Below are 25,830 nucleotides of genomic sequence, written 5' to 3' on the forward strand. Positions count from 1 at the left end.
CGAGGTATGATCTTGAACCAGGGCATCGCCGTTTCAGAATGTCTGACCGTGAATCATCGCCAGGTGCTCGACGATCGGTCCGACCGCCAGGGCAGGGAAGAAGGTCAGGCCACCGACGATCAGGATGACACCGGCCAGCAGTCCGACGAACAGCGGACCGTCCGTCGGGAAGGTGCCGGCGGAGGCAGGGACGGTCTTCTTCGCAACCAGCGAGCCAGCAATCGCCAACGCCGGAATGATGACCAGGAAGCGGCCCATCAGCATGCCGATGCCGAGCGTTATGTTGTACCAGGGCGTGTTGCCGCTGAGACCGCCAAAGGCGGAGCCATTGTTCGCCGCGGCCGAGGTGTAGGCATAGAGAACCTCGGAGAAGCCGTGTGGACCGGCGTTGGCGATGGAAGCAACGCCGGTCGGCAGCACCACCGCGATAGCGGTGAAGATCAGCATTGCCAGCGGCAGGCAGAGCACGGCCAGTATAGCCATCTTGACCTCCTTGGCCTCGATCTTCTTGCCGAGATATTCGGGCGTGCGTCCGACCATCAACCCGGCGACGAAAACGGCAATGACGATGAACATCAGGATACCGTAGAAGCCGGCGCCGACGCCGCCGACAATGACCTCGCCGAGCTGCATGTTGATGATGGGGATCATGCCGCCGAGTGCGGTGAAGCTGTCATGCATGGCATTGACCGCGCCGCAGGACGCGGCCGTGGTGATGACGGCAAACAGTGCCGACAGGGCGATGCCGAAGCGGCTCTCCTTGCCCTCCATGTTGCCGCCGTCGATGCCGAGGGCATGGACCAGAGGATTGCCGGCGGCCTCGGCCCAGTAGCAGACGGCAACGCCGGCGATGAACAGCACGCCCATAGCCGACAGAATTGCCCAGCCCTGGCGCTGGTTGCCGACCATGCGGCCGAAGACATTGGTCAGCGCCGCGCCGAGGGCAAAGATCGTCACCATCTGGATCAGGTTGGAGATTGCATCGGGATTTTCGAAGGGATGCGCTGCATTGGCGTTGAAGAAACCGCCGCCATTGGTGCCGAGCATCTTGATGGCGATCTGCGATGCGACCGGCCCGACCGCGATGGTCTGTTGCGCGCCTTCGAGCGTGGTCGCGTTGACGTAGGCAGCGAGCGTCTGTGGCATGCCGAGATAGACATAGACGAGCGTCAGGGCGATGCAGAACGGCAAAAGCAGATAGAGCGTGCAGCGGGTCATATCGACCCAGAAATTGCCGATGGATTTGCCTGAGGCCCTGGCAAAGCCGCGGATCAGTGCGACCGCAATGGCGATGCCGGTCGCCGCCGACAGAAAATTCTGCACGGTCAAGCCGGCCATCTGCACGAGATAGGACATCGTGCTTTCGCCGCCGTAGTTCTGCCAGTTGGTGTTGGTCATGAAGCTGGCGGCGGTGTTGAAGGCCAGCCCAGGTTCGACGGCGGTCATGCCGGCCGGATTGTAGGGCAGGCCGCCTTGCAGCCGTTGCAGCAAATAGAGCACCAGGAAGCCGGCCAGGTTAAAGAACAGCAGGGCCGCCGCATAGGAGGTCCAGTGCTGCTCCTCGCGCTCGCTGGTCCCTGATATGCGGTAGAGCCCGCGCTCGAGCGGGGCCAGAATTGACGATAGGAATGTGCGCTCGCCGCTGAAAACGCGATGCATGTAGCCGCCGAGCGGCTTGGCCAGCAAAACTACGATCCCGCAATAGACGAGGATCTGCAGCCATCCGTTGATTGTCATGGGGTTGGCTCCTTGCCAGCGGAGATCAGAAGCGTTCCGGGCGAACGAGGGCGTATGTCAGGTAAGCGAGAAGAAACAAGGTCACGGCGCCGCCGAGGATATAGTCGAAAAGCATGTTACGATCCCTAAACTTACGGCTTGTCGCAGGCTTTGATGTAGCCAAAGCATAGAGCAAAGAACGCGATTCCAATCCCGACAACAACGATGTCCATCGTGCATTTTCCTTATAATGGTGTTTGTTCTTTTCAACTTGGACAAAACTATCCGAGCCTGTCGCCGCATCACATCGGCGGCCGGATACATCGCTTCGGCGAATATGGATCAAAGTGCCATAAAGGTTCGAGACGGGACGCGGAGCAAAGAAATCAAAATCCCATAAGGATTTCGCCGCCTCGGCGCTGGCCACAGCTTCAGGAGGGAGGTGCGCACCGGCGCGCGAAGCTGCCGGGGATCAGTCCGCGCGGGTGTAGATCACCGCGTAGTCGTCCGCATAGGCCCGCTTCCAGCCCAGTTCCTCGAAGAACGGAATGCGGCTGTCGTCGGCGGTCAACAATGCCCAGCCTACCGTATATTTCTCGAGTTGGGCTTTCAGGATCGGCTTGCCCCGGCTGTGCCCAGTCTGCTCATCCGTTTCCGTAAAGCCATTCAGGAAGAGCTGATCCGCGCGGCCGTCGATAAACGTCCTGATGCCATGGAAAATCAGCGTGCCGCCGAAATTGTAGGAGTTCAGCAGATTGCCCGACAGTTTATGGGTTTGGGCGAATGCCAGCGCGTCCCTCGCCGAGGTCTTCTGGCTCGGCACCACCGGATACGCCATGAACGCCGCAGCCGCCAAAACCACCAAAACGGCAATTCCAGCGCAAATCCTGGAAAATTGCCGTGCGAAAAAATGTTCAAGTCCGTCGCGCTTTTCAGCCGCCCATTTTGCGGCTGAAAGCGCTGGATATTGTTGCGCGACCTCGACGGCAAGGACGACCGGGACAAGAAGAAAGAACAGGTACATGAACCGTATGTGGGTGAGATAGACGTGCAACGTGAAGACAAGGAACAGCGCCTTGGCCCAGCCAATGCGCAATCTCGACACGAGCAGCCCGAAAAACGCCACCAGCAGGGCCACCTCCTGGAGGGTATGCCGCGAGGCGTCGAACGGCTGCCACTCCGCAATGTAAGGCACCGCCTCATTGCCATAGGCCACGGTGAATGTGGCGAGTATGGCCTTGACGCCATAGGGATTGAGCAGGCTGATCAGCGGGCAAAGCAGCCCGAAAGCGATCCACTTGGCCAGCAGCCGGGGGTTCGACAAGCGCGTGCGCATGACGAGGTCGAGGCCGGCGAAGGCGGCGATGACGAAACCGAAGGTGAAGGTGGCGTGGAGATTGGCCCACAGGCAAAGCAGCGCCAGCAGCCATAAAGGCGGCGCTTTCTCGTTGCGTGCGGCTTCGAAAAGACCGGCGCTCCAGACGACGATAATGGGCAAGGTAAAGATGTGCGGCCGGGCGACATAGATCGGCCCGATCAACAGCGCGAGCACCAGCGTCAGTCCTATCGCCAGCGTCGGCTTCAACCACGCGCTGAGATACCACGACGTCAAGAAGACCGTCAGCGCGATTACTGCAGTCGCCAGCAGTACCACGCCGTTCCAGCCGCCGGCTTCAAAGGCAATTGCAAGGAGAACCTGGCTAAGCCATTCCTTGGCGATCCATGGCTGGCCGGCAAAAGTGTAGGAATAGATGTCGACGGTGGGGAATGTGCGGCTTGCCAGCATATCCATGCCGACCTTGATGTGCCACCAGCTATCGGGATCCTGCAGGAGGGAGGTGGCAAAGGCGAGGAGCGCCGCCGCCATCACGACGGCCGCCAACAGGCAAAACACCAGCCTCACATGCCGTATGTCGTCTATCGACGGCCTCGCCTCACCAGATATCCCGCGCATGTGGCATCCCTGAGCCGCGATAGCGGTAGGGATAGGCCGAATTTGTTAGAAAACCGATAAGCTGCAGGATTGCGGCCACAATCCTGTGCCGCGCGTCCAACCGGCTCGGCGCGTTCAGCCCTCGGCCTTGAAGTTCTTGGCTTCCTTCTCGACCTTCGGGCTGTCCTTGCCGTGCTTGCGCATCAGATCCTTCGCCTGCTTCGGCGAAACGTCGGTGGTTTCAGCCAGACGCAGAGCCTCCTTTTCGTCCGCATCGCGCGTCTTGCGGTCGGCCATTGCGGTTTTCTTGTCAGCCATTACGACGCTCTTATGCTCTCGGCGATTTCGTTCAGCACCTTGCGATCGGTGCCGTGGCGCTTGATCAGCGTGCGTGCCTGATCCGGGGTAATGCCCGCTTCCTCGGCGAAGTGACGTACCTCGTAGTCTTCGCCGCCCGCCACTCGTGAGCGGTCGCGACTGTCGGTCTTGGTTTTGTCGTCGGCCATGACAGCTCTCCTCATCTCGACGAGGGCATAACGGGCAAGATTTCAGCGAGTTCCTTCGAGCGTGTCGCCCAATTACCGCGTTCGGGCATGACCCGGCATGAGCAGCGGTTTTGCTCAAAGCAAGGGCTTGGTGCCAGGCCGACCTTCACGCACAAACAGGCTGGCCTCTTTGGCGGCGCTGCCAACCGCCCGCCACTGCTCCTGGGCGCAGCCTGATATTCGTTCCGGTTTGCTAATGGGAGCGATGGTCGAACACGACGCCCATGGTCCTACCAACGGCCGTCATGACGATAAGCTCGACCAGATCGTCGTCACTGTTGCCGCAGGCCGGGGCCGTCCTGCGAACGATGTCCAGCATCGCCCTCGTCGATATGGTGTCGCCGGCACCGAACCGTGAAAGCGCAGATGAAACAAGCTCTTGGGCCGTCAAGTCGGCGACAGTCACCCTCTGCACCACGTTCATTGGCTTCCTCCCACCATGAACCCTCTCCCGGGAGAATGATACGCCGAACGTCGGGTTTCGCCAGCGAAATGGTGGTCCTACCAGCACGTGGTCGGCGACCGAAATCGTCGGTTTTGCGTGAGGCAATCCGGGCGCGAGGCGCCAGTGCTTTTGTGCCATGCGACTTCGACAAAGACCGATCCCGGCGGCCGGGATCGGTCTCAATTTTATTTACTTGGCAGTCTGATACTTGGCAGTGTGGTCTGCTCGGTTGCGGCCGAAGCCAGCGCAGCAAGAACCACGGTTCGGGCAGGACTGGAACGGTTCGTCGTTTCACGGAAACGCCGAACCGGTCTGTCTTTTTTGTTTGACGCAATTCCGGACGGAAAACCGTTCACACGTTTTCCCGGAATTGCTTGTCTTATGACTCTAGGCGGCCAGGTCGCTCGGAAGCTTGCCGCCATTCTCGGCCAGCTTTTTCATCAGTGCATCATGCAGCCACAGATTCATCGTTACGGTGTCGTTCATGTCGCCGGTGTAGTTCAGCTCGTGGGCAAGCTCCTTGCGGGCGCCGAGGCTGCTGTCGATATTCAGAGCCTTCATCAGGTCGACGATCGAATTCTTCCAGTTGAGCTTTTGCCCCTTCGCGGCCACCGCCTTGTCGAGAATGGCAGCGATGTCCGGGGCAGAGGACGGCGCGGCCGGCGCGGCCGGAGCCGGGGTTGCAGCCGGGCCGGGTCGGGTAGGCGCCGTCGGCTGGGTGGCCGTGTTCGAAGCAGGCGCGGGAGACGGTTGCGCCGTCGGCGCTTCGGCCGCAACCGCGTTTCCGAAAATCGCACCTTTGATACTGTCGAAAATGCCCATTGCTATCTCCTGTGTTGGCTTGACGGTGTGTTGCCTTGACGGTCGGTGAGGCGACCGTTGCCGAATGCCGCATTGAACGCCATGGTTGTACCTGACCACGAACGCAACGCAGGGGCAACTCCAAACTGGCTGAAAGGTAAAGGCTTGGTTGCGTTAGAAAATCGATCGAGACGGCAGCAGTTCGGGCTAGATACAGCTCGAGAGACCGTCAAGTGCAATGGATGGCGGCCTAAATGAAGGCTCTCAGCATGCATCCAGCTAAATTAGAAGTTGCAAATAAATCTGCGGATGCCGAGCGGTTCCGTACGAGTAAGATCAGTGTCAGTGGCCAATGGAGGCATTGGAGCGGTACCTGGAGGGAGACGCTCTTGATGATGAAAGCAGAAAGATCGTCTAGGTTTCGTATTCGCATCGTTGAGGGGAGCGAACCATGATCCCGGTTGTCGGAGCTGAGATGAGCATGCGCGCGGCAGGCAAGCGGCTTGGCATCGTCACGCGCCTGCGTCACCGGCGGACCGGCTGATGGCGCCCGTCAAGATCGACCCCGCCAAGGTGCGCGAGTTCAGGGATGCCGAAAGCTTCCATGCCTGGCTTGGCGAGCATCACGTCAGCGAGGACGAAGTCTGGATCAAGATACATAAGCTCGATTCGGGGCAGCCGTCGATTACGCCGAAGCAAGCCATCGACGTGGCGTTGTGCTGGGGCTGGATCGATGCGGTGCGCAAGGCGTTGGACGGCAAAAGCTACCTGCAGCGCTACACCCCGCGCGGCAGGAAGAGCACCTGGAGCCAGATCAATGTCGACAATGTCGCCCGGCTGATCGAGGAGGGCCGGATGACCGAGCACGGGCTGAAACAGGTCGAGGCAGCCAAGGCCGATGGCCGCTGGGCGCGCGCTTACAAGAGCGGCAAGGAGATGAAGATCCCCGACGATCTCCAGGCGGCAATAGACGCCGAGCCCAGGGCGAAAGAGATGCTGGCAAAGCTCAGCGGGCAAAACCGCTTCGCACTCGCCTTCCGCATCCACAACATGAAAACCGAAGCGGGACGCAAGAAGAAGATCGCGGCGTTCGTGGAGATGCTGAAGCGCAGCGAGACCATCTATCCGCAGGGCAGAAAGTGACATCTGACGAGGCGTGCCGGCGCTGCGTCTTGTGCTTGTCCCTGTCGGCGAGCCCCGAATGCTGCCGGATCGCTGCTCAGGCGCACCTTCGATCCTGGCGATGTCGCCGACGATTTGTTTTCGACGAGCGTCGCCCGGCACTTCGACACCAGCTCTCATTCGTTTAGTTGATGCAGGAAAAAAGTCCCGTCCTCACAGTCGGCATAGTATATTAGCAGGCGCTGTTATGAGGTTTTTGCCCGTTCAGGAGCCGACTGGCACGTGGGCCGTGTTTGATGCGACCGTGGACGTGCCTGCGGATTTCGCTGGCAGTTGCCTTATCGGCTTGCCGCGGGAGCGGGCGGAGTGGCTCGCAGCAAGAGCCAATCGAGATGCTGCAAAAGGCACTTCGATTTGCCGGTTGTCAGCTGCCGGACCGGCACAAGTTCTTAGACTTAGACCGTTAGGAGAGATTTCGATGATGCACGAACAGGTAATGGAAGCTGCGTTGGCAGCCAGAAATCAGGAAGTGGATATTTGTGGTGTCTTCGACATCACCAACAAAACCGATGCGCCAATTGGCTCTCGCCGATTGGGCGAGGCTATCCACTTTGTCGCCAATGCACCTATCGTTGGCTATGATGTTCACGCCGCCGTCATCAGGTATGGGCCACTCGGAACCCCCAGCCTCAGAGCAACAGATTGCGCACAGCTGTGGGAGAAGTTTGGCGAGGCCTTGCTGCAACACTGACGGGCAGACCTTCGGCGCGTATGACACCACCATCTTGCAGGACACTTCGCTAGCGAGAACGACGTGGAAGCCTGGCGGGTGATGTTGCAATTAAATTAGCCTGAGCGCATATTTTTTACCGGCTGGACTCGCAACCGGCCAGGCCCGGCGGCCGGCCGCCAACGGGCTGTCAGGCCGGGGACAAATGGCTCCGCAGGCCCGACGGTCCCCTTGGCAGGTCGCTGGAACCAAAGCATGATGCGGCGGCAAAAACGGTTTGGGGGAATGACATGCCTAAGGTTTCGGAACTCTTTTTCAAGACAGCCATCGTCTTTCTAATTCTGGGAATTGCAGCTGGCCTGCAGATGGCAATTTCAGGAGATCACGGCGCGTTTCCGGCTCACGCGCACATCAACCTGCTGGGGTGGGTCACCAGTGCAATATTCGGCGGCTACTATGCGCTGAACCCGGCAAAGGCTGCCCGCAGGACGGCGATGATCCACTACGGCGTGTACAATCTCGGCCTGGTGGTGATGCTGCCGGCGCTTTACCTGATGCTGCAGGGAAATCCGGCGCTCGAGCCGATCGTCGCCACCGGCTCGATGATTGTCGCTGCCGCCGTGCTGATCTTTGCCTTCGTGGTTTTCTCCAGCGAAACAGAGCGCTCAGTCTCGGGAATACAAGCGGTTCCGCGCTAGACGGGTCGGCGATGGTGCCGAGCCTGTCAAAGCCCGTGCTCTGGTGGAGAGCGCGGGCCAGTCGGGTTGTGGGCTGAACTGGGTGGGAGCCCGGAGATATCGACGTGGCGAAGAGAGCGGGACACCTAGAAGGAGAAGAGGGCGCTTGTGAAGGCTGTGAAGCTGTCACCATCTTATTGATCGACAGTCGGTGCAGTAAGTAACGGAGGCTCCACTAATTTTCGCCAAACAACCTCGGTTTTTTCGAAACTCTGCAACTGCACTTTGAGTATCGCTGTGCCTTCTAAGAAGGCCACAATTGAGGTCTCCCTCGCAAACGAATCAATAAGGCTGACAGTGGCTTGGTCTTTTGGCCGTCGAGTGAGTGTTCCCTCGAAAGCGTTCCCAAATTGTCGGATTCGGAGTTCGATTATCTCGGTTCGCTGTCTCGGATATGTCGAAAACAGCCCAGCGAGGGTATTCCCGGTCAGGGCATTTCCAGTTGCTTCACGCTCGAATTCTTCGGTTGCTTCGTAGGACCCGTCAGACCTTTTGCAAACGTTCAGAACCCCATCAGCAGTTTCCCACTTGCCTACAATGTCGGAATCGTCTGACTGCAGTGCCGCGCAACCGAGTTCCAGCAGGAAGACTTGCCTCGTTTTGGCAATGGCGCGGGCTTGTGTCACCTTATCCTCCTGTTCTCTGGAAGCTGAATCTAAGGAGCTTAAGGCGTCTACTACATTAGTATGGTGATCGGGCATTGCTACAGCAGCTTGAAGCCGCTTACGAGCCTCACCGAAGAACCCGCCTTGAATTAAGCCAAAGGCTAGGTTTGCATCCGCCAACGTTTCTCCCTTTGATGAGGCCTCTTCATAAGCGGCTACTGCTTCACCCGTAATTTTCAATGTGGAATAGGCCACTCCCAAGTTGTTCCAAGCCATCCCCGTTCTTTCTCGCACAGGAATGCTCTCATAGTGCATCAAAGCCAGCTCTGTGTCGCTGTGGCCATAGCTATGGGCTAAATCGAATCGAAGTGAAGTGTCGTCGGGAGTCTCTTTTAAGCGAACCTCATCTATCGCGTTCGCTATTTGTTTGAGGCTATTGGCGCTGGCTAAGCTTCGCAATGTACGCCTTAACAAGGCGTTCTTTGTGGGCTCTTCTCGTGAGAGCGCAAGAAGTTTTGACTTAATTCCAGCATAGTCTAACTCTTCACTTACTCCATCGAGTGTAACAAGACTGCTGACGGCGGCTGAGGCCTGTTCAATGCTCGCGGCGCAGTCAAGTGCCTTCGCATGAGCACTCACTGCACCTATGGTATCTCCATAGTATGCAAGAACGTCTCCGAGCATGTCATAGAGGCGGGAGTTGTTCGGGAAGGTTGCCACCTTTGCCTGGATGGTCTCTAAGGCTCCTGATTTTCCGACCCTCATGTTGAGATACGCTCGCCGACTGTCCCATACTGCTAAAGCTTCCTCCGAATCTGCCAATTTGCAGGCTCGAAATGCACTATCGATCTCGGATTGTTGGGTCTCGTCTTCGTGGAAGACGGCGAGCATAAAGGCATCTTCATACTGCCACAGCTGCCAGTCGTCCGCCGGCTCAAAAGTCCTTAGCAGCTTGTCGGCGTCAGCGTCCGCTGGAACCTTCTCCGGCGCCTTTTCCGCTTCGACACGACCCGCATTCTCGGGGGCAGGCCGTCTGCCTCCCACCCGGATGGCTTCAAGGATCGAGTGCGTTGCTGGCCCAAGTGCGGCGGCTAGATTGTCATCTGTTCTGGACGGTTCGTAGTCTACGGGCGTAATCCCTATTAAGTCTGACGGAAAGTTTATCTCTATCCCCCGAGGTCTAACAATAAACGTACGCTTTCGTGTTAATCGGCCGATAAATAGCCCTAGCTCAAATAGAACGTTATCTCGGACGGTTTTCCTGGTTTCACCACGCATCACGGTAACATCATCGGGAATAAACACGAAGACTGCAAAGTCTGCTCTGTCTAGATGCCTTTCTAGCGCCTCCAGTGGATATTCGGAGTGCCCAAACGCGCTCTCTGTCCAGACTATTGTCTCCGCGTCGTAGCTCAGACCGGCAGCTATTGCCTTGGCTGGTCGCAAATTTTCGCTAGATGAACCTATGAAGATAAAAGGCTTGTTCACTCTTTGACTCTTCTATCCCGTTCCAAAGCTTCGTTGGCTCGTGATACCAAAAGATGGATGCCGCGACTCTTGCGGATCGGGAACCCGTATGCCAACCGCAACTCTTCAGCCAGCTTTATGGCGGCTGCGGCGTGACTGACAATGAAGTCATCGGTTCTCACCTCTATGAAGCCAGCATCAATCACATCCTTGCTAATGCTCTGGCGGATCGCAACCTCCCTCCTAAAATTCATTGATTGTTCGGCAAGAGATTTTCGCAAAGACTGCCAAGCGGTAGGATCGTCGGGATAGGCCGGAAGGTTCGGGGGCATCAGGGCTCCGGGTGACATCTTGTATATGTCCTGCCGGACCAGCACTCCTGCGCTGATCCCCGTATTCCTCGAGAATTACTGCAATGCAAAGCGCTAAATGTTCAGCCTTGCGCCGGCGCTCCATATATTCTCGATAGCCGCCAAACATCCCGTTAATGGCAGCAGTCCCCAAGCCTGCACTCAGGAAAATCTGGACAATGGCAATCCAATTCCAGTGCGTCAGGTCCCAATTCATGCGCGTGCTGCTTTGCAGTTTGAGAGTATGGAACGGGATGCAAAATGAAATTTGGGTCTCACATATCAGACGCCGCCTCGCGAGACCCTTCGCCCATGCCCCTCCAGGCATTTCGTTTTGCCGTCCTAATGCCCGCCCGGCGACGACTTAGTGCCCTTCCGCCCGCAGTCACGCCCGATCAAGCGTTCGCACTGCCACTGCCACCAAGCTGACCGCCACGATAGGCCCGACGTCTCCGATAGTGAAGCCAGCGACGAGCTCCAGGCTATTGGCGGTCGAGACCGCCTATACTCAGAAGTCCTCGAAAGAGCGCCGTACCCATTCCGCTTGCGTGGCTGTTGATGCTGGCACCGGCCTCCATAATGCTAACCGCGAACGGCGGGGACCGTTGAAGAAATGATAGGAAAACCAGTGCCACCCTGCCTTGCGCAATTCTTCCTACGCGATGATCAACAGGTCTCCAAATTCCTTAGGGGTGATAGTCAATTCCCCAGCTTAAAGTAAATTGTTTTGGGGAAGGGCGCCAGCCAAATAGCTTAAGCAAAAAAATGGTCAAATGTCTTACAAAATATTCGTGTTGCTGGCGGAGAGAGCGGGATTCGAACCCGCGTTACGGTCTCCCGTAAACACACTTTCCAGGCGTGCGCCTTCAACCACTCGGCCACCTCTCCGTCTTTAGCATTTTCGCTGCGGCCGGTTTCGCCGCGCGGGTTGGGGAGATGCATCTCCCTTGGGGATTCCGGACCGGAATTCCGGCCGTGGGCGCCGTCAACCAGCGGATACCCTTTCCCCGCACCTGAGCCGTCAAAGCAACAGGCGCGGGGCTCATCTAGTCGATCCGGTGCCGAATGCCAAGACATAACGACAGTCTATTCGCTTTGCCGGATACGGATGCTCACCCCATGTTACCGGAGCACCCGTTGGGAGCCTATCGAAAGGGGCGGCGGAGGTGTGCTCGCCGTCCGGCGCGCCGCCGGTTCCGGCGAACCGGCGGTCGCGGGTTCAACTTCGCGTGTCGCGATTGCAGGCGAAGCAAGTAGATCCTATCTAACAGTCCGATACGACATTCTGATAATCTCCTGGGGAGGAAGGGTCTGGATGTTCCGCTTCATCTTTCGTCTCGCTGCAATGGTCGCGCTGTCGGTTTCGGTCATCATGGCCGTGCTCGATGCGACCCGGTCGGTGGCGGCTTCGGCGCTGGTGATGACCCCGCTTAATACCAGCTGGCTCGCGGTCTCGCCGGATACGCGCAGCGCCTTCGAAAGCTTCGTCCGCGACAAGGTCAATCCGCTGCTGTGGGATGGCACCATCGCCTGGGTGCTCAGCCAGCCCGGCTTCGCCGTGTTCGCGGTGCTGGCGTTCATTCTTTACGCCATCGGCTACAGGCGGCAGCGCCCCAGCGGGCGGTTCGCCGCGACCTGAAATTCCAGCCTGACCCGGTGTTCCCGTAGCGGGGAGGCTCAACCAAGAAGAAAAGGAAACCGCACTATGTTTCTCAGCGACATGCTGAACAAGAAGCTCAACCTGCCGAAGCCCTCCGAGGCGCTGCCCGGCCGCGACCGGCCGATCCCGACGGCATCGAAGCACTTTGTCTCGAACAGGCCGCTCAAGGGTCCCTATCCCGAAGGGCTGGAGACGGCGATGTTCGGCCTGGGCTGTTTCTGGGGCGCCGAGCGCCTGTTCTGGCAGGTCGAGGGCGTCTGGGTCACGGCGGCCGGCTATGCCGGCGGCGTCACGCCCAACCCGACCTACCAGGAAACCTGCACCGGGCTCACCGGCCATGCCGAAGTCGTGCTCGTCGTCTACGACCCCAAGATCGTGTCTTATGCCGAGCTCTTGAAGCTGTTCTGGGAAAGCCACGACCCGACGCAAGGCATGCGCCAGGGCAATGATGTCGGCACCACTTACCGCTCGGCGATCTATACGTTCAACGACGCGCAACACCAGGCTGCGATCGCCTCGCGCGACGCCTACGAGGCTTCGCTGCGCGGTGCCGGACGCGGCAAGATCACCACCGAGATCGCGCCGGCGCCGGAATTCTATTTCGCCGAGGAAGACCACCAGCAATATCTGGCGAAGAACCCCTACGGCTATTGCGGCCTGCAGGGAACCGGCGTCTCCTGCGCCATTCCGGCCGCCGTATCCGCCTGATTTTATGACCCTGACGCAAGGAATATGCTGTGACGCCGCGATGCGGCGCCACGCTTTTCCAAAGGGTCAAAATTCCACGTGAATTTTGTTTCGGGCCGTGCCAGATTGGCCCGAAGCGGGAGGACGACACTCCTGCCTGACGCCGCGTGCCTGCCGGAGAACCGGGCCGGCATGCGGTGCATAATGGACAAATAACCGACAGGGGTGTGGATCACATGAAACGTATCGTTCTCGGCCTTATGGCCGCAGCTGCAATGGTTCTTCCGGCCTTCGCCGCGGACATTCAACCCGCGCTTCTCTATGATCTCGGCGGCAAGTTCGACAAGTCGTTCAACGAGGCGTCCTTCCACGGCGCCGAAAAGTTCAAGACCGAGACCGGCATCCCCTATGTGGAATTCGAGGTCAGCAACGCCACCCAGCGCGAGCAGGCGCTGCGCCGTTTCGCCGAGGACGGCCGCAATCCGATCGTCATGGCGGGCTTCTCCTGGTCGGATGCGCTTGACAAGATTGCCACCGAGTTCCCCGACACCAAATTCGCCATCATTGACATGGTCGTGGACAAGCCCAATGTCCGCTCCCTGGTCTATAAGGAGCAGGAAGGCTCGTACCTCGTCGGCGTGATGGCGGCGATGGCTTCCAAGACCAAGAAGGTCGGCTTCGTCGGCGGCATGGACATTCCGCTGATCCGCAGGTTTGGCTGCGGCTATGTCGGCGGCGCCAAGGCGGCCGGCGCCACCGACGTCATCCAGAACATGACCGGCGATACGCCGGCAGCCTGGAACGATCCGGCCAAGGGCGGCGAGATCGCCAAGACGCAGATCGACCAGGGCGCCGACGTGGTCTACGCAGCGGCAGGCGGCACCGGTGTCGGTGTGCTGCAGGCAGCGGCCGACGCCGGCAAGCTCGGCATCGGCGTCGATTCCAACCAGAACGGCCTGCAGCCCGGCAAGGTGCTGACCTCCATGGTCAAGCGCGTCGACGTTGCCGTCTACAACACCTTCATGGATGCCAAGGACGGCAAGTTCACGGCCGGCATCAACGATCTCGGCCTCAAGGAAGGCGGCGTCGACTACGCCATGGACGACAACAACAAGGCACTTGTCGACGATGCGATGAAGGCGGCGGTCGAAAAAGCCAAGGCCGACATCATTGCCGGCACCATCAAGGTGCACGACTACATGTCGGACAATGCCTGCCCGTATTGATCGATTGCCCTTATTGATCGACTGGCACTGCTGAACTGACGAGCCGCCGGGTGAAAGCCCGGCGGTTTTGCATTGTCAGCCGCTCACCAGTGCGGCGGCTTGGTTACCGGCACGTCGGGTGCGGCCTGTTCCTCCAGCGCCAGGAAGCGCTCGGCCAGCGCGTCGAGCTTGCGCTGCATGCGCTCGATCACCTTCCACTGTTCGGCGATCTGGCCGGACAGTTCCTCAATGGTCTTCTCCTGCTCGGCGGCGCGGATTTCCAACGTCGTCAGCCGGTCCTCGGGCATGGTCATTTGAAATCCTCGATCAGGCGATTGTGCAGGCTGCGGCCACGTTGGAAATTGACAAGCATGGCGGGATTTGTCGAGAGTGAACGCTGCTCCGGCCAATTGGCGCAGACCCAATTGGCACAGACTGGGCGTCATGCTAGGCGTTTGACCAAGCGGTAAAAAAATAACAGTGGGAACAGGCTGCATGGCGCAAGCCGCAATCGAGCTGATCGGCATCGACAAGAGCTTTGGCGCCGTGCGCGCCAACCGTGACATCAATCTGGAGATCATGCGCGGCACCATCCATGGCATCGTCGGCGAAAACGGCGCCGGCAAGTCGACGCTGATGTCGATCCTCTATGGTTTCTACCAGGCCGATGCCGGCGAAATCCGTGTCGGCGGCCAGCCGGCATCGATCAAGACGCCGAACGATGCGATCGCGCTCGGCATCGGCATGGTGCATCAGCATTTCATGCTGGTCGACAATTTCTCGGTCCTGGAAAACGTCATTCTCGGCGCCGAAAGCGATGCGCTGCTGAAGAAGAGCATCGCCAAGGCGCGTTCCGAGCTGGAGCGGCTCGAGCGCGAATACGGGCTCGAAGTCGATCCCGACGCGATCATCGAGGAATTGCCGGTCGGCCTGCAGCAACGCGTCGAAATCCTCAAGGCGCTCTATCGCGGCGCCGAGATCCTGATTCTCGACGAGCCGACGGGCGTGCTGACGCCGGCCGAGGCCGACCATCTGTTCCGCATCCTCAGGCAGCTGAAGGAGCAGGGCAAGACGATCGTGCTGATTACCCACAAGCTGCGCGAGATCATGGCGATCACCGACACGGTCTCGGTGATGCGCCAGGGCACGATGGTGGCGACACGCGAAACCAGGAAGACCACGGTCGAGGAGTTGGCCGAGCTGATGGTCGGCCGGCGCGTGCTGCTGCGCGTCGAAAAGGGCGAGGCGAAGGCCGGCGGCGTCAAGCTCGCGGTCAAGAATCTGACGGTGAAGGATTCCCGCGGCGTCACCATGGTCGACGACGTCTCCTTCGACGTCCACGCCGGCGAGATCGTCGGCATTGCCGGCGTCGCCGGCAACGGGCAATCCGAACTGCTCGAGGCGATTTCCGGCATCAGGCATGCCGTGTCGGGCTCGGTTATGCTGGACGGAAAGCCGATCGACCTGACCGGCGCCGCCGACCCTGGCGAGCTGCGCGAGCGCGGCCTTGCCCATGTGCCGGAGGACCGCCACCATGTCGGCTTGGTGTTGGCCTTCGAGGAGAACGAGAATTCGATCCTCGGCTACCAGGACGACGAGCGCTATCTGAAGGGGCCGTTCCTCGACATCGACGCCATCCGTAACGATGCCAGGGACAAGATCGTCAAATACGACATCCGCCCGGCCGACTGCCGCCTCAAGACCGCCAATTTCTCCGGCGGCAACCAGCAGAAGATCGTGCTCGCGCGGGAAATGGAGCAGGATCCCGGCGTGTTGATCGTCGGCCAGCCGACGCGCGGCGTCGATGTCGGCGCCATCGAATTCATCCACAAGCGCCTCATCGCGATGCGCGACCAGGGCAAAGCGGTGCTGGTGGTTTCGGTCGAGCTCGACGAGATCCGTTCGCTTTCCGACCGCATTCTGGTGATGTTTGCCGGCCGCATCGTCGGCGAGCGCGGCCCCGACGCGACCGAGGGCGAACTCGGTCTGCTGATGGCCGGCGTCGAGCACCGGGAGGCGGCCGAGTGAGCACTCCCTATGCCAAGCTGCCGGCCTGGGCCGATTACGTGCTGATCCCGCTGATCAATCTGTTCGTCGCCTTCGTCGTTGCCGGCTTCGTCGTCATATTGGTTGGCGAGAACCCGCTGCGCGCAGCCGTCGTCCTGGTCGAGGGCGCCTTCGGTCGCGGCCAAGGCATCGCGTTCACGCTTTTCTATGCCACCACCTTCATCTTCAGCGGGCTTTCGGTGGCGGTTGCGGCGCATTGCGGCCTGTTCAACATCGGTGGCGAGGGCCAGGGCTATATCGCCGGTCTCGGCATCGGCATCGTTTGCCTGGCCTTCGACAGCGTGCTGCCCTGGTGGCTGACCTTCCCGATTGCCATTGTCGCCGCAGCGGCGATGGGCGCGCTGTGGGCGCTGATCCCGGCCTATCTGCAGGCCAAGCGCGGCTCGCACATCGTCATCACCACCATCATGTTCAATTTCATCGCCGCCAGCGTCATGGTCTATGCGCTGGTGGGCATGCTGAAGCCGCCCGGCTCGATGGCGCCGCAGACGCGCACCTTCCTCGAAGGCGCACAATTGCCGAAGCTCAACTGGATCATCGAATTGTTCGGCGCCAAAATCCGTTCGGCGCCGTTCAACGTCAGCTCGCTGCTGGCGCTGGCCATGGCCTTTCTCGTGTGGGTGCTGATCTGGCGCACCAAGCTGGGCTACGAGATGCGCACCTATGGCCATAGCCCGAAAGCGGCGCGCTATGCCGGCATTTCGGAGATCCGCATCATCATCATCGCGATGATGATCTCGGGCGCACTGGCCGGCATGATGGCGCTCAATCCGACGATGGGCGACCAGCATAATGTCGCGCTCGAATTCGTTTCGGGCGCCGGTTTCGTCGGCATCGCAGTGGCGTTGATGGGCCGCCTGCACCCGGTCGGCATCGTGCTTGCCGCAATACTGTTCGGCATGCTCTACCAGGGCGGCGCCGAGCTCGCCTTCGAGATGCCGGCGATCAGCCGCGACATGATCGTCATCATCCAGGGCCTCGTCATCCTGTTCGCCGGCGCGCTCGAGCATATGTTCCGGCCCTACGTCCAGGCGCTGTTCGCCTCGCTCAGCCCGAGATCGGTTGGTATGGAAGCGGTCAAGGGGAAGGGTGCCTGAGATGGATTTCTTCAATGCCATCGTGCAGGTCCTGGACTCGACCATCCGCCTGTCGGTTCCCTTGCTGCTCGCCTGCCTCGCCGGCCTCTATTCGGAGCGCGCCGGCGTCTTCGACATCGGGCTCGAGGGCAAGATGCTTGTCGGCGCCTTCGCCGGTGCCGCCGCCGCCTCGGTCTTCCACTCGGCCTATCTCGGGCTCGGCATGGCCATCCTCATCTCGGTTGCCTTCGCGCTGATCCACGGCTTTGCCTCGATCACCCATCGCGGCAACCAGATCGTCTCCGGCGTCGCGATCAATTTCATTGCGGCCGGATCGACGATCATGCTCGGCCAGGCCTGGTTCCAGCAAGGCGGGCGCACGCCAGCGCTGGCCGCCGGCGAGCGCTTCGAGGCAATCATCTGGCCGGGCGCGGATGCGCTCAGGAGCGTTCCGATCCTCGGGCCGATCTATTCGGAACTCATCTCCGGCCACTCCGTGCTGGTCTATCTCGCCTTCCTGGCCGTGCCGTTCACCTGGTGGGTGCTGTTTCGCACCCGCTTCGGCTTGCGCCTGCGCGCCGTCGGCGAGAACCCGGCCGCGGTCGATACCGCCGGAATATCCGTCGCCTGGCTGCGCTACCGGGCGCTGATCTGCACCGGCGTGCTCACCGGCATTGCCGGCGCCTATCTGTCGATGGTGCAGAATGGCGGCTTCGTGAAGGACATGACCGCCGGCAAGGGCTACATCGCGCTGGCCGCGCTGATCTTCGCCAAATGGAAACCGGTCAACGCCATGTTCGCCTGCCTGCTGTTCGGCTTCCTCGACGCGGCGTCGATCCGCCTGCAAGGCACGCCGCTGCCGCTGATCGGCAAGGTGCCGGTGCAATTCATGCAGGCGCTGCCCTATGTCCTGACGGTCATCCTGCTTGCCGGCTTCATCGGCAAGGCAATCCCGCCGCGCGCCGGCGGCGTGCCTTATGTCAAGGAACGCTGATCTATCATGGCTCATGATCTGTTCGAAGCGGCGAAAGCCGCCATGGCCAAGGCCTATGCGCCCTATTCGAAATTTCCGGTCGGCGCGGCGTTGCGCACCGAGGACGGCCGTGTCTTCACTGGCGCCAATGTCGAGATCGCGTCCTATCCGGAGGGCTGGTGCGCTGAAACCACCGCACTTGCCAACTACATCATGGGCGGCGGCGGCAAGATCACGGAAGTCGCCGTGATCGCCGAACGCGTGGCAAAATGCTCGCCCTGCGGCGGCTGCCGGCAGCGGCTGGCGGAATTCTGCCGGCCGGAAACGAAGTTCTATCTCTGCGATGACAGTGGCGTGGTCGAGACCGTGACCATGGGCGAGTTGCTGCCATACGGATTCCAGGGCGATGTGCTGAAATGAAAGAAGCGCTCGATCACCTCGTCGAAAGGCTGGACGGGCTGGCGCCGACCACCGCTTTGGTGCTGGGATCGGGGCTTGGCGGGCTTGTCGACAAGGTCGAGGATGCAGTGCGCATTTCCTACGCCGACTTGCCGGGGTTTCCCAGAAGCGGCGTCAGCGGCCATGCCGGCGAGGTGGTGGCGGGGCTCTTTGCCGGCACGCCGGTGCTGATGCTGTCCGGCCGCGCACACTACTACGAGCACGGCAACGCGGCGGCGATGCGGCCGGCACTCGAGGTGCTTGCCGGCCTCGGCATCTCCAAACTGATCCTCACCAACGCCGCCGGTTCGGTCGATCCCGGGATGGGGCCGGGCTCGGTGATGCTGATCACGGACCACATCAATTTCTCGGGCTCCAACCCGCTGATAGGCGAGCCGAGCGACCGCCGTTTCGTCGGCCTGACCGAAGCCTATGACGCCGGTCTCCGCTCCGCCATCGAGCAGGCGGCGAAGGCCACCGGTACCACGCTGCACAAGGGCGTCTATATGTGGTTCTCCGGCCCATGCTTCGAGACGCCCGCCGAGATCCGCATGGCGCGCGTCATGGGCGCCAACGCGGTCGGCATGTCGACGGTGCCGGAGGTCATTCTCGCCCGCTTCCTCGGCCTGCGCGTCGCCGCCTGCTCTGTCGTCACCAACCTTGCCGCCGGCATGACCGGAGCCGAGCTGTCGCACCAGGAGACCAAGGACATGGCGCCGGTCGGCGGCGCGCGGCTGGCGACCATCCTGCAGCGCGTTTTTCAGGACGGGCTTCCGGAGCACAGGGTCGACGCCTGATGCTTCCCCAGGAAATCATCCGCCGCAAGCGCGATGGCCAGAAGCTCTCGGCTGAGGAGATCGCGTTCTTTATCGAGGGCCTGACCGCCGGCACCGTTACCGACGCGCAGGTCGGCGCCTTCGCCATGGCGGTGTTCTTCAACGGCATGAGCCGCGACGAGGCGGTGGCGCTGACAATAGCGATGCGCGATTCCGGCGATGTGCTCGACTGGTCGGATCTGCCTGGGCCGGTCACCGACAAGCATTCGACGGGCGGCGTCGGCGACAATGTCTCCTTGATGCTGGCACCGATCGTCGCTGCCTGTGGCGCCTATGTGCCGATGATTTCCGGCAGGGGTCTGGGCCATACCGGCGGCACGCTGGACAAGATGGATGCCATCCCCGGCTATATCAGCCAGCCGGACATTGCACGCTTCCGCAAGACGGTGCTGGAAACCGGCTGCGCCATCATCGGCCAGACCGCCGATCTGGCTCCCGCCGACGCCAGGCTCTACGCCATCCGCGATGTGACGGGAACAGTGGAATCGGTGCCGCTGATCACCGCCTCGATCCTATCGAAGAAGCTGGCCGCCGGCCTCAATTCGCTAGTGCTGGACGTCAAGGTCGGCAACGGCGCCTTCATGGAGAAATCGCGCGATGCAACCGCGCTGGCCAACAGCCTGGTCGACGTCGCCAATGGCGCCGGCCTTAAGGCCTCGGCGCTGGTCACCGGCATGAACGAGCCGCTGGCATCCGCCGCCGGCAATGCGGTCGAGGTGCGCAACGCCGTCGATTTTCTCACCGGCCGCTTTCGCGACCGGCGGCTGGAGGACGTGACGCTGGCGCTGGCCGCCGAAATGCTGCAATCGGCAGGCCTGGTGTCGTCCAACCAGAACGGCCTGCGCCGCGCCGCCGAGACGCTGGCCGGCGGCCGCGCCGCTTCCATCTTCGCGCGCATGGTGGCGGCACTTGGCGGTCCCGCCGACTTCATCGAAAATCCGGAAAAATATCTGCCGAAAACGGCAACGGAATTTGCCGTCAAGGCGAGCGCGAACGGCTTTGTCACCGGCATCGCGACCCGCGAGATCGGGCTTGCGGTGGTCGGGCTTGGCGGCGGGCGGACGCGGCCGGACGACAGGATCGATCACGCCGTCGGCATCACCAGGCTGTTGCCAGTCGGCGCTGAAGTGCGGACCGGCGAAGCGCTGGCGCTGGTCCATGCCCGCAATACCGGGGATGCCGAAGCGGCCGCCGCCGCCGTGCTTTCGGCCTATACGATCGGCACTTCCAAACCGGCCACGGAGAAAACCGTCATCCGGCGGATCCTGCCGCGCGGGTAGAGCCCATTCCGATGGGTATCGGATGGGCTCTATCTCTCTTGGACCATGATCTTGTCCGAAAACCGGTTCCCTCTTTTCGCTGGCGCGGACCTGCGGTTCGGGATCACGGTCTACTGAACCAGCAGCAGCGTGCCGTCTTCGACCTGGTATTTTTCGAGCCGCTGCAGAAAGCTCATGCCGATCAGGTTGGTGTGCAGCGCCCTGTCGTCGAGCACGACGGCCTCGACGCCCTCGACGGTGATCCTGCCGATCTGCAGGCGGTCGATCGTCACCACGGCGGCCTTGATCGCACCGTTGGCGGTGTTGACCTGATGGCTGAAGTCCGACGAATTGAGCGAGATGCCGATCCTGCGTGCGGTCGAGCTGTTGATGGCGACGAGCGTCGCGCCGGTATCGATCATGCCGTCGATCTGGCGGCCGTTCAACTTGAAGGCCGACATGAAATGCCCGCGCGCGTCCGCGGTGACGACGACCTTGCGGCCGAGCGGCTGCGGCGTCGCCGGCCTGTCCGGAACGGCGGCGAGGTTCAGGTCGGTTTGTGTGTCGGCCGGCTTGGTTCCGACGGCGGATTTCAACAGCCGCTCGATTACCTGTGGATTCGACTGATAGACGATCGGCAGCGATGCCGACGTTCCGGCAAATACGCCAAGGATGAGAAGCTTGCGCAGCATGGACCGGCCTTTGTGGTTGCCGATCCTTAGTCCGATATGGTGTTTGCCGCTTTAACGAATGCGGAAACCAGCCGTTTGCGTAAACAATCGGTAAACGGACCTATTTGGTGCCGTACATGCGGTCGCCGGCATCGCCGAGACCGGGCATGATGTAGCCCTTCTCGTTGAGTTGGCGGTCGATGGAAGCGGTGAAGACCGGAACATCGGGATGCGCCTGGGTAAACCGCTCGAGGCCCTCTGGTGCCGCCAACAGGCAGAGGAAGCGGATGTTGGTGGCGCCGCGGCCTTTCAGCTTGTCGATCGCCGCGATCGCCGAATTGGCGGTCGCCAGCATCGGGTCGACGACGATCACCAGCCGGTCGGCGAGGTCGCCCGGCGCCTTGAAGAAATATTCGACAGCCTCCAGCGTCTCATGGTCCCGGTAGAGGCCGATATGGGCGACACGCGCCGCCGGCACCAGATCGAGCAGGCCTTCGAGCAAGCCGTTGCCGGCGCGCAGCACCGAGGCGAAGACCAGTTTCTTGCCCTCCAGCGTCGGCGCCTCCATCGTCTCGATCGGCGTCTCGATCGTCGTCGTCGTCAGTTCGAGGTTACGGGTGACCTCGTAGCCGAGCAATAGCGAGATCTCGCGCAGCAGCCGCCGGAAACCGGCCGTCGAGGTTTCCTTCTTGCGCATGATGGTCAGCTTGTGCTGGACAAGCGGATGGTCGACGACGGTGACGCCCTTCATGGTGTTCTCCGAACTGCGCAGGTGAATAGTGGATGGTGAATGGTGAATAGTGAATAGTGAACTGGTTTGCCAGTCCTTGGTTGCGCGGAAAAACTCGCGATTGATGGACCGAAGCGCCGGGTGAACCATTCACTATTCACCATTCACCTGCCCTTGGCGCCGAGCCTGCCCAGCAGCGCCGCCCTGGTCTTCCTGTCGACGAAGGCTGCCTCGATGGCCGTCCTGGTGACGGCGGTGAGCGCCTTGTCATCCATGGCAAAATGCTCGGCGGCGATGTCGTATTCGCGTTTCAGCGAGGTCCAGAAATAGGGCGGGTCATCGGAGTTGAGCGTCACCTTGCAGCCCGCCGCGCGCAAGGCGGGAAAGGGATGGTCGGCGAAGCTGTCGAAGATTTTCAGGGCGATGTTGGAGCCGGGGCAGCATTCGAGCACGACGCCTTCGTCGGCGATGCGCCGCACAAGCTCGGGGTTCTCGATGGCGCGCACGCCATGGCCGATGCGAGACGGGCGGATGTGGTCGAGTGCCGCCTCGACGCTTTCCCAGCCCAACAATTCGCCGGCATGAACGGTGATGCCGAGGCCGGCCTCGCGGGCGATCTCGAAGGCCCTGACATAATCTTCCAGGTCGCCGATCCGCTCGTCGCCGGCGACACCGAAGCCGGTGACCAGCGGATGCCCGCTGCGGGCCGCGAAACGCGCCGCCCGCTCGATCGATTCGACACCGAAATTGCGCACGCCAGTGACGATCATGCGGCCTTCGATGCCGGTCTTCGCCTTGGCGCGGGCCATGCCTTCGCCGAGCGCGTCGGTATAGGCCTTCGGCGACAGCCCGGCCTTGCTGGCATGGTCGGGCGAGGTGAAAACCTCGGAATAGATGGCGCCGTCGCGGGCAAGGCTGGTCAGGTAGTGATCGGCCAGCCGCGCATAGTCTTCTTCAGTGCGGAACAGGTCGGAGGAGAAGTCGTAGGCGGCGAGGAAAGAGGTGAAATCGTGCCAGACGAAGGAGCCGTCCTGGATGTAGGGCGAGGCATCCTTGCCGTATTTCTCAGCCTGGCGGAGGACGAGTTCAGGCGCCGCTGCCCCTTCGATGTGGCAGTGCAGTTCTGCTTTCAAAGGCATTCGATTATCCCGTCAGGCTTTTCTTATGACGCAAGTTCTTGTCGGAAAACCGTGTGACACTTTTCCGGAACCTGCTTCGAAGCGCGGCCGAACACCGCGCCTAAAACAATAGCGCCCGCACCATCGATCGGCTATGGTCCCGCCGATTTTATGGCGGATCAAAACGATGTCGGTTGAAAGAACCACTGCTGCGGGCGGCATGGAAACCTCCTATGGTTTCAAGCGGGTAGGACCAGGCGACAAGCAGTCCCTGGTCAATGATGTTTTCCACAAGGTGGCGAACCGCTACGACCTGATGAACGACCTGATGTCGGCCGGGCTGCATCGGTTGTGGAAGGACGCCATGGTCGCCTGGCTCAATCCACCGAAGCGGCCGGGCTGGAGCGTTCTCGACGTTGCCGGCGGCACCGGCGATGTCGCCTTCCGCATCGTCGAGGCGAGCGGCAGGCACACTCATGCAACTGTTCTCGATATCAATGGCTCGATGCTCGCCGTCGGCCGCGACCGGGCCGAGAAAAAGGGCCTGTCGGCAAATACCGATTTCGTCGAAGCCAATGCCGAGGAACTGCCTTTTGCCGACGCTGCTTTCGATGCCTACACCATCGCTTTCGGCATCCGCAACGTGCCGCGCATCGATGTGGCGCTTGCCGAAGCCTATCGCGTGCTGAAGCCTGGCGGGCGCTTTCTCTGCCTTGAATTTTCCGAGGTCGAGATGCCGCTGCTCGACAAGGTCTATGAAGCATGGTCGTTCAACGCCATCCCGCGGATCGGCAAGGTGGTGACCGGCGATGGCGAGCCCTATTCCTATCTGGTCGAATCGATCCGCAAATTTCCCAATCAGCAGAATTTCGCGGCGATGATCTCGCGCGCGGGCTTTGACCGCGCCTCATTCCGCAATTATTCCGGCGGCATCGCCGCGCTTCATTCGGGCTGGAAGCTTTGAGGCTGGCCCGCATTTTCATAACCCGACGTGCCTTTCGCCAGTTCGGGAAACCGGCAGGGCAAAGCCAGCCATGAGCAGCATCGGCGCTGGTTTCAGGCTCGTGCGGGCCGGCTGGGTGCTGGTCCGCGAAGGGGTCATCGCGGCTTTGCCTGGCGACGAACTCTTCGGCCTGCCGAAATTCGGCTGGCGCATGGCCCGGTTGTTCACCCGCCGGCGCGCGCTTGCCTATGAGCGCGGCGACAGGCTGGCCAAGGCGGTCGTGCGGCTCGGCCCGTCCTACGTCAAGCTCGGCCAGTTCCTGGCGACACGGCCAGACGTCGTCGGCAACGATATCGCGCTTGATCTCGCCATGCTGCAGGACAAGATGCAGACCTTTCCCAAGGCCGAGGCCATAGCGGCGATAGAAGCATCGCTCGGACGCAAGGTCGGTGAGCTCTATGCCAGTTTTGGCGAGGCCGTCGCCGCCGCCTCGATCGCGCAGGTCCATACCGCCGAAACGATGCAGGACGGCGTCGTTAGGCGAGTGGCGGTGAAGGTCATCCGGCCGGGCGTGCGCCGCCGCTTCTTTCGCGATCTCGAGAGCTATTTCCTCGCCGCCCGGCTGCAGGAAAAGTACATCCCGTCGTCGCGCCGGCTGCGGCCGGTCGAGGTGACGGAGACGCTGGCCCAGACCACCAAGATCGAAATGGATTTGAGGCTGGAGGCGGCGGCTTTTTCGGAGCTCGGCGAGAACACCAAGGACGATCCCGGCTTTCGCGTGCCGTCGGTCGACTGGGAGCGCACCGGTCGTGACGTGCTGACCATGGAATGGGTCGACGGCATCAAGTTGAACGATATTGCCGGCCTCGCCGCCGCCGGCCACGACCTGAAGGCGATTGCCGCCAACCTGGTCCAGTCGTTCCTGCGTCATACGCTGCGTGACGGTTTCTTCCATGCCGACATGCATCCGGGCAACCTGTTCGTCGAGGCCGATGGCACCATCGTCGCTGTCGATCTCGGCATTGCCGGCCGGCTCGGCAGGAAGGAGCGTCGCTTCCTCGCCGAAATCCTCTACGGCTTCATCACGCGCGATTACCAGCGCGTCGCCGAGGTGCATTTCGAGGCCGGCTACGTGCCGCGCCAGCACAATGTCGCAGCTTTCGCCCAGGCGATCCGGGCGATCGGCGAACCGATCCACGGCCAGCCGGCTGAGACCATCTCGATGGCCAAGCTTTTGACGCTGCTGTTCGAGGTGACCGACCTCTTCGACATGGCGACGCGATCCGAGCTGGTGCTGCTGCAGAAGACCATGGTCGTCGTCGAAGGCGTCGCCCGCACCCTCGACCCGGCCTTCAACATGTGGAAGACGTCGGAACCTGTGGTGAGCGGCTGGATTACGCGCAATCTCGGCCCGCGCGCTTTACTGGCCGATGCGCGCGACGGCGCCAACGCGCTGCTGGCGCTGGCCCGCCAGGCGCCGGACCTCGCTGCCCGCACCGAGCGGCTGTCGCGTGAGATCGACCTGATGGCCGAACACGGCCTGCGCTTCGACGAAAGGACCGCGCACGCAATCGGCAGGGCCGAGGCGCGCTACACCCGCTCCGGCCGGCTGGCGCTGTGGGTAATCGCATTGACGCTGGTGTATATCGCCTGGAAGCTGCTCTAACGCCTTGTTGTCGATTGATTGCATTGCTATCATTGCCTTCGGCGATTTCG

The 25,830-nt window shown here is 61.1% G+C and carries 27 protein-coding genes and 1 tRNA gene; 14 read left to right on the top strand and 14 right to left on the bottom strand.

The features are described from left to right. Positions 1–33: 33 nt before the first annotated feature. The 7 genes from kdpA to NKH23_RS05500 form a co-directional block, all read right to left on the bottom strand. Positions 34–1,737, bottom strand: coding sequence for a potassium-transporting ATPase subunit KdpA (gene kdpA / locus NKH23_RS05470; protein ID WP_353034317.1), 1,704 nt, complete (start codon positions 1,735–1,737; stop codon positions 34–36). 25 nt (positions 1,738–1,762) lie between these two features. Next, positions 1,763–2,143: a K(+)-transporting ATPase subunit F gene (kdpF, locus tag NKH23_RS05475; protein WP_352910664.1), complete on the bottom strand. Its 381-nt coding sequence runs from the start codon at positions 2,141–2,143 to the stop codon at positions 1,763–1,765. Between the two features lie 45 nt (positions 2,144–2,188). Further along, a complete protein-coding gene (locus NKH23_RS05480) occupies positions 2,189–3,670 on the bottom strand; it encodes a hypothetical protein (RefSeq protein ID WP_352978216.1) in 1,482 nt (493 codons plus the stop codon). 114 nt (positions 3,671–3,784) lie between these two features. Beyond that, positions 3,785–3,967: a hypothetical protein gene (locus NKH23_RS05485; RefSeq protein WP_352910670.1), complete on the bottom strand. Its 183-nt coding sequence runs from the start codon at positions 3,965–3,967 to the stop codon at positions 3,785–3,787. Next, a complete protein-coding gene (locus NKH23_RS05490) occupies positions 3,967–4,155 on the bottom strand; it encodes a DUF3606 domain-containing protein (RefSeq protein WP_292657372.1) in 189 nt (62 codons plus the stop codon). The genes NKH23_RS05485 and NKH23_RS05490 overlap by 1 nt, the downstream gene beginning before the upstream one ends. A 232-nt stretch (positions 4,156–4,387) precedes the next feature. Then, on the bottom strand, positions 4,388–4,618 hold the full coding sequence (locus NKH23_RS05495; protein ID WP_023675303.1) for a hypothetical protein: 231 nt from the start codon (positions 4,616–4,618) through the stop codon (positions 4,388–4,390). Positions 4,619–5,026: 408 nt separating this feature from the next. Beyond that, the gene (locus NKH23_RS05500; protein ID WP_352910673.1) at positions 5,027–5,461 is read right to left on the bottom strand and encodes a DUF3597 domain-containing protein; all 435 of its coding nucleotides are present in this window, start codon (positions 5,459–5,461) and stop codon (positions 5,027–5,029) included. 522 nt (positions 5,462–5,983) lie between these two features. Here NKH23_RS05500 and NKH23_RS05505 point away from each other — a divergent pair. The 3 genes from NKH23_RS05505 (at position 5,984) to NKH23_RS05515 (ending at position 7,990) form a co-directional block, all read left to right on the top strand. Then, complete coding sequence (locus tag NKH23_RS05505) at positions 5,984–6,583, top strand: YdeI/OmpD-associated family protein (protein ID WP_353034321.1); 600 nt, start codon at positions 5,984–5,986, stop codon at positions 6,581–6,583. Positions 6,584–7,040: 457 nt separating this feature from the next. Beyond that, complete coding sequence (locus tag NKH23_RS05510) at positions 7,041–7,313, top strand: hypothetical protein (protein WP_292657364.1); 273 nt, start codon at positions 7,041–7,043, stop codon at positions 7,311–7,313. 269 nt (positions 7,314–7,582) lie between these two features. After that, positions 7,583–7,990, top strand: a complete 408-nt coding sequence (locus NKH23_RS05515; protein ID WP_352910677.1) for a hypothetical protein — start codon at positions 7,583–7,585, stop codon at positions 7,988–7,990. Positions 7,991–8,163: 173 nt separating this feature from the next. Here NKH23_RS05515 and NKH23_RS05520 read toward each other — a convergent pair whose 3' ends face one another. The 3 genes from NKH23_RS05520 to NKH23_RS05530 form a co-directional block, all read right to left on the bottom strand. Continuing rightward, complete coding sequence (locus NKH23_RS05520) at positions 8,164–10,122, bottom strand: TIR domain-containing protein (protein ID WP_353034324.1); 1,959 nt, start codon at positions 10,120–10,122, stop codon at positions 8,164–8,166. Beyond that, on the bottom strand, positions 10,119–10,433 hold the full coding sequence (locus tag NKH23_RS05525; RefSeq protein WP_352978223.1) for a hypothetical protein: 315 nt from the start codon (positions 10,431–10,433) through the stop codon (positions 10,119–10,121). Before NKH23_RS05525 ends, NKH23_RS05520 begins: the two co-directional genes overlap by 4 nt. 816 nt (positions 10,434–11,249) lie before the next feature. After that, positions 11,250–11,339, bottom strand: a tRNA-Ser gene (locus tag NKH23_RS05530). A 427-nt stretch (positions 11,340–11,766) separates the two neighbouring features. Here NKH23_RS05530 and NKH23_RS05535 point away from each other — a divergent pair. The 3 genes from NKH23_RS05535 to NKH23_RS05545 all read left to right on the top strand — a co-directional run bounded on the left by NKH23_RS05535 (position 11,767) and on the right by NKH23_RS05545 (position 14,024). Continuing rightward, positions 11,767–12,090 (top strand): hypothetical protein, encoded by a 324-nt coding sequence (locus NKH23_RS05535; RefSeq protein WP_352856920.1) that lies wholly within the window; start codon positions 11,767–11,769, stop codon positions 12,088–12,090. Positions 12,091–12,156: 66 nt separating this feature from the next. Next, on the top strand, positions 12,157–12,819 hold the full coding sequence (msrA, locus tag NKH23_RS05540; protein WP_352856922.1) for a peptide-methionine (S)-S-oxide reductase MsrA: 663 nt from the start codon (positions 12,157–12,159) through the stop codon (positions 12,817–12,819). 215 nt (positions 12,820–13,034) lie between these two features. Next, the gene (locus NKH23_RS05545; protein ID WP_352856924.1) at positions 13,035–14,024 is read left to right on the top strand and encodes a BMP family lipoprotein; all 990 of its coding nucleotides are present in this window, start codon (positions 13,035–13,037) and stop codon (positions 14,022–14,024) included. A gap of 83 nt (positions 14,025–14,107) precedes the next feature. On the opposite strand, the gene NKH23_RS05550 is transcribed toward NKH23_RS05545, so the two are convergent. Continuing rightward, entirely contained in the window at positions 14,108–14,317 is a 210-nt protein-coding gene (locus tag NKH23_RS05550) for a SlyX family protein (RefSeq protein WP_031211352.1), read from the bottom strand. A 181-nt stretch (positions 14,318–14,498) separates the two neighbouring features. On the opposite strand from NKH23_RS05550, the gene NKH23_RS05555 reads away from it, so the two are divergent. Genes NKH23_RS05555 through deoA form a run of 6 tightly spaced genes read left to right on the top strand, consistent with a single transcriptional unit; the run spans position 14,499 to position 20,673 of the window. Further along, on the top strand, positions 14,499–16,031 hold the full coding sequence (locus NKH23_RS05555) for an ABC transporter ATP-binding protein (protein WP_352713676.1): 1,533 nt from the start codon (positions 14,499–14,501) through the stop codon (positions 16,029–16,031). Continuing rightward, positions 16,028–17,167, top strand: a complete 1,140-nt coding sequence (locus NKH23_RS05560) for an ABC transporter permease (RefSeq protein WP_352465913.1) — start codon at positions 16,028–16,030, stop codon at positions 17,165–17,167. Before NKH23_RS05555 ends, NKH23_RS05560 begins: the two co-directional genes overlap by 4 nt. Before the next feature lies 1 nt (position 17,168). Beyond that, on the top strand, positions 17,169–18,140 hold the full coding sequence (locus tag NKH23_RS05565) for an ABC transporter permease (RefSeq protein WP_352516902.1): 972 nt from the start codon (positions 17,169–17,171) through the stop codon (positions 18,138–18,140). Positions 18,141–18,146: 6 nt separating this feature from the next. Then, positions 18,147–18,539 carry a cytidine deaminase gene (cdd, locus tag NKH23_RS05570; protein ID WP_352713673.1) on the top strand — a complete coding sequence of 131 codons (393 nt, stop codon included), beginning with the start codon at positions 18,147–18,149 and terminating at the stop codon, positions 18,537–18,539. Next, complete coding sequence (locus NKH23_RS05575) at positions 18,536–19,354, top strand: purine-nucleoside phosphorylase (protein WP_352713670.1); 819 nt, start codon at positions 18,536–18,538, stop codon at positions 19,352–19,354. The genes cdd and NKH23_RS05575 overlap by 4 nt, the downstream gene beginning before the upstream one ends. After that, positions 19,354–20,673 carry a thymidine phosphorylase gene (deoA, locus tag NKH23_RS05580; protein WP_352713667.1) on the top strand — a complete coding sequence of 440 codons (1,320 nt, stop codon included), beginning with the start codon at positions 19,354–19,356 and terminating at the stop codon, positions 20,671–20,673. The genes NKH23_RS05575 and deoA overlap by 1 nt, the downstream gene beginning before the upstream one ends. 110 nt (positions 20,674–20,783) lie before the next feature. Here deoA and NKH23_RS05585 read toward each other — a convergent pair whose 3' ends face one another. The 3 genes from NKH23_RS05585 to NKH23_RS05595 form a co-directional block, all read right to left on the bottom strand. Beyond that, a complete protein-coding gene (locus tag NKH23_RS05585; RefSeq protein WP_352713664.1) occupies positions 20,784–21,344 on the bottom strand; it encodes a TIGR02281 family clan AA aspartic protease in 561 nt (186 codons plus the stop codon). A gap of 100 nt (positions 21,345–21,444) precedes the next feature. Next, positions 21,445–22,074, bottom strand: coding sequence for a uracil phosphoribosyltransferase (gene upp, locus NKH23_RS05590; RefSeq protein WP_023675320.1), 630 nt, complete (start codon positions 22,072–22,074; stop codon positions 21,445–21,447). A 143-nt stretch (positions 22,075–22,217) separates the two neighbouring features. Continuing rightward, positions 22,218–23,192, bottom strand: coding sequence for an adenosine deaminase (locus NKH23_RS05595; protein ID WP_352713663.1), 975 nt, complete (start codon positions 23,190–23,192; stop codon positions 22,218–22,220). 166 nt (positions 23,193–23,358) lie between these two features. On the opposite strand from NKH23_RS05595, the gene ubiE reads away from it, so the two are divergent. Both ubiE and ubiB read left to right on the top strand, forming a co-directional pair. After that, positions 23,359–24,135 (top strand): bifunctional demethylmenaquinone methyltransferase/2-methoxy-6-polyprenyl-1,4-benzoquinol methylase UbiE, encoded by a 777-nt coding sequence (gene ubiE / locus NKH23_RS05600; protein ID WP_352910692.1) that lies wholly within the window; start codon positions 23,359–23,361, stop codon positions 24,133–24,135. 70 nt (positions 24,136–24,205) lie between these two features. Next, complete coding sequence (gene ubiB / locus NKH23_RS05605; RefSeq protein WP_352713659.1) at positions 24,206–25,780, top strand: 2-polyprenylphenol 6-hydroxylase; 1,575 nt, start codon at positions 24,206–24,208, stop codon at positions 25,778–25,780. Positions 25,781–25,830 lie beyond the last annotated feature (50 nt).

This window comes from Mesorhizobium sp. M1328 (assembly GCF_040318075.1).
Classification (GTDB): Bacteria; Pseudomonadota; Alphaproteobacteria; order Rhizobiales; family Rhizobiaceae; genus Mesorhizobium.

What these genes read in the sequence shown, in the direction of transcription:
- NKH23_RS05585 (WP_352713664.1), bottom strand. Translation starts at nt 21,344, where the DNA reads ATGCTGCGCAAGCTTCTCATCCTTGGCGTATTTGCCGGAACGTCGGCA.
- NKH23_RS05515 (WP_352910677.1), top strand. Translation starts at nt 7,583, where the DNA reads ATGCCTAAGGTTTCGGAACTCTTTTTCAAGACAGCCATCGTCTTTCTA.
- NKH23_RS05545 (WP_352856924.1), top strand. Translation starts at nt 13,035, where the DNA reads ATGAAACGTATCGTTCTCGGCCTTATGGCCGCAGCTGCAATGGTTCTT.
- NKH23_RS05490 (WP_292657372.1), bottom strand. Translation starts at nt 4,155, where the DNA reads ATGGCCGACGACAAAACCAAGACCGACAGTCGCGACCGCTCACGAGTG.
- NKH23_RS05550 (WP_031211352.1), bottom strand. Translation starts at nt 14,317, where the DNA reads ATGACCATGCCCGAGGACCGGCTGACGACGTTGGAAATCCGCGCCGCC.
- NKH23_RS05535 (WP_352856920.1), top strand. Translation starts at nt 11,767, where the DNA reads ATGTTCCGCTTCATCTTTCGTCTCGCTGCAATGGTCGCGCTGTCGGTT.
- NKH23_RS05510 (WP_292657364.1), top strand. Translation starts at nt 7,041, where the DNA reads ATGATGCACGAACAGGTAATGGAAGCTGCGTTGGCAGCCAGAAATCAG.
- NKH23_RS05575 (WP_352713670.1), top strand. Translation starts at nt 18,536, where the DNA reads ATGAAAGAAGCGCTCGATCACCTCGTCGAAAGGCTGGACGGGCTGGCG.
- NKH23_RS05555 (WP_352713676.1), top strand. Translation starts at nt 14,499, where the DNA reads ATGGCGCAAGCCGCAATCGAGCTGATCGGCATCGACAAGAGCTTTGGC.
- NKH23_RS05480 (WP_352978216.1), bottom strand. Translation starts at nt 3,670, where the DNA reads ATGCGCGGGATATCTGGTGAGGCGAGGCCGTCGATAGACGACATACGG.
- NKH23_RS05500 (WP_352910673.1), bottom strand. Translation starts at nt 5,461, where the DNA reads ATGGGCATTTTCGACAGTATCAAAGGTGCGATTTTCGGAAACGCGGTT.
- ubiB (WP_352713659.1), top strand. Translation starts at nt 24,206, where the DNA reads ATGAGCAGCATCGGCGCTGGTTTCAGGCTCGTGCGGGCCGGCTGGGTG.
- NKH23_RS05495 (WP_023675303.1), bottom strand. Translation starts at nt 4,618, where the DNA reads ATGAACGTGGTGCAGAGGGTGACTGTCGCCGACTTGACGGCCCAAGAG.
- msrA (WP_352856922.1), top strand. Translation starts at nt 12,157, where the DNA reads ATGTTTCTCAGCGACATGCTGAACAAGAAGCTCAACCTGCCGAAGCCC.
- ubiE (WP_352910692.1), top strand. Translation starts at nt 23,359, where the DNA reads ATGTCGGTTGAAAGAACCACTGCTGCGGGCGGCATGGAAACCTCCTAT.
- upp (WP_023675320.1), bottom strand. Translation starts at nt 22,074, where the DNA reads ATGAAGGGCGTCACCGTCGTCGACCATCCGCTTGTCCAGCACAAGCTG.
- deoA (WP_352713667.1), top strand. Translation starts at nt 19,354, where the DNA reads ATGCTTCCCCAGGAAATCATCCGCCGCAAGCGCGATGGCCAGAAGCTC.
- NKH23_RS05565 (WP_352516902.1), top strand. Translation starts at nt 17,169, where the DNA reads ATGGATTTCTTCAATGCCATCGTGCAGGTCCTGGACTCGACCATCCGC.
- NKH23_RS05525 (WP_352978223.1), bottom strand. Translation starts at nt 10,433, where the DNA reads ATGCCCCCGAACCTTCCGGCCTATCCCGACGATCCTACCGCTTGGCAG.
- NKH23_RS05505 (WP_353034321.1), top strand. Translation starts at nt 5,984, where the DNA reads ATGGCGCCCGTCAAGATCGACCCCGCCAAGGTGCGCGAGTTCAGGGAT.
- NKH23_RS05485 (WP_352910670.1), bottom strand. Translation starts at nt 3,967, where the DNA reads ATGGCTGACAAGAAAACCGCAATGGCCGACCGCAAGACGCGCGATGCG.
- NKH23_RS05595 (WP_352713663.1), bottom strand. Translation starts at nt 23,192, where the DNA reads ATGCCTTTGAAAGCAGAACTGCACTGCCACATCGAAGGGGCAGCGGCG.
- kdpA (WP_353034317.1), bottom strand. Translation starts at nt 1,737, where the DNA reads ATGACAATCAACGGATGGCTGCAGATCCTCGTCTATTGCGGGATCGTA.
- cdd (WP_352713673.1), top strand. Translation starts at nt 18,147, where the DNA reads ATGGCTCATGATCTGTTCGAAGCGGCGAAAGCCGCCATGGCCAAGGCC.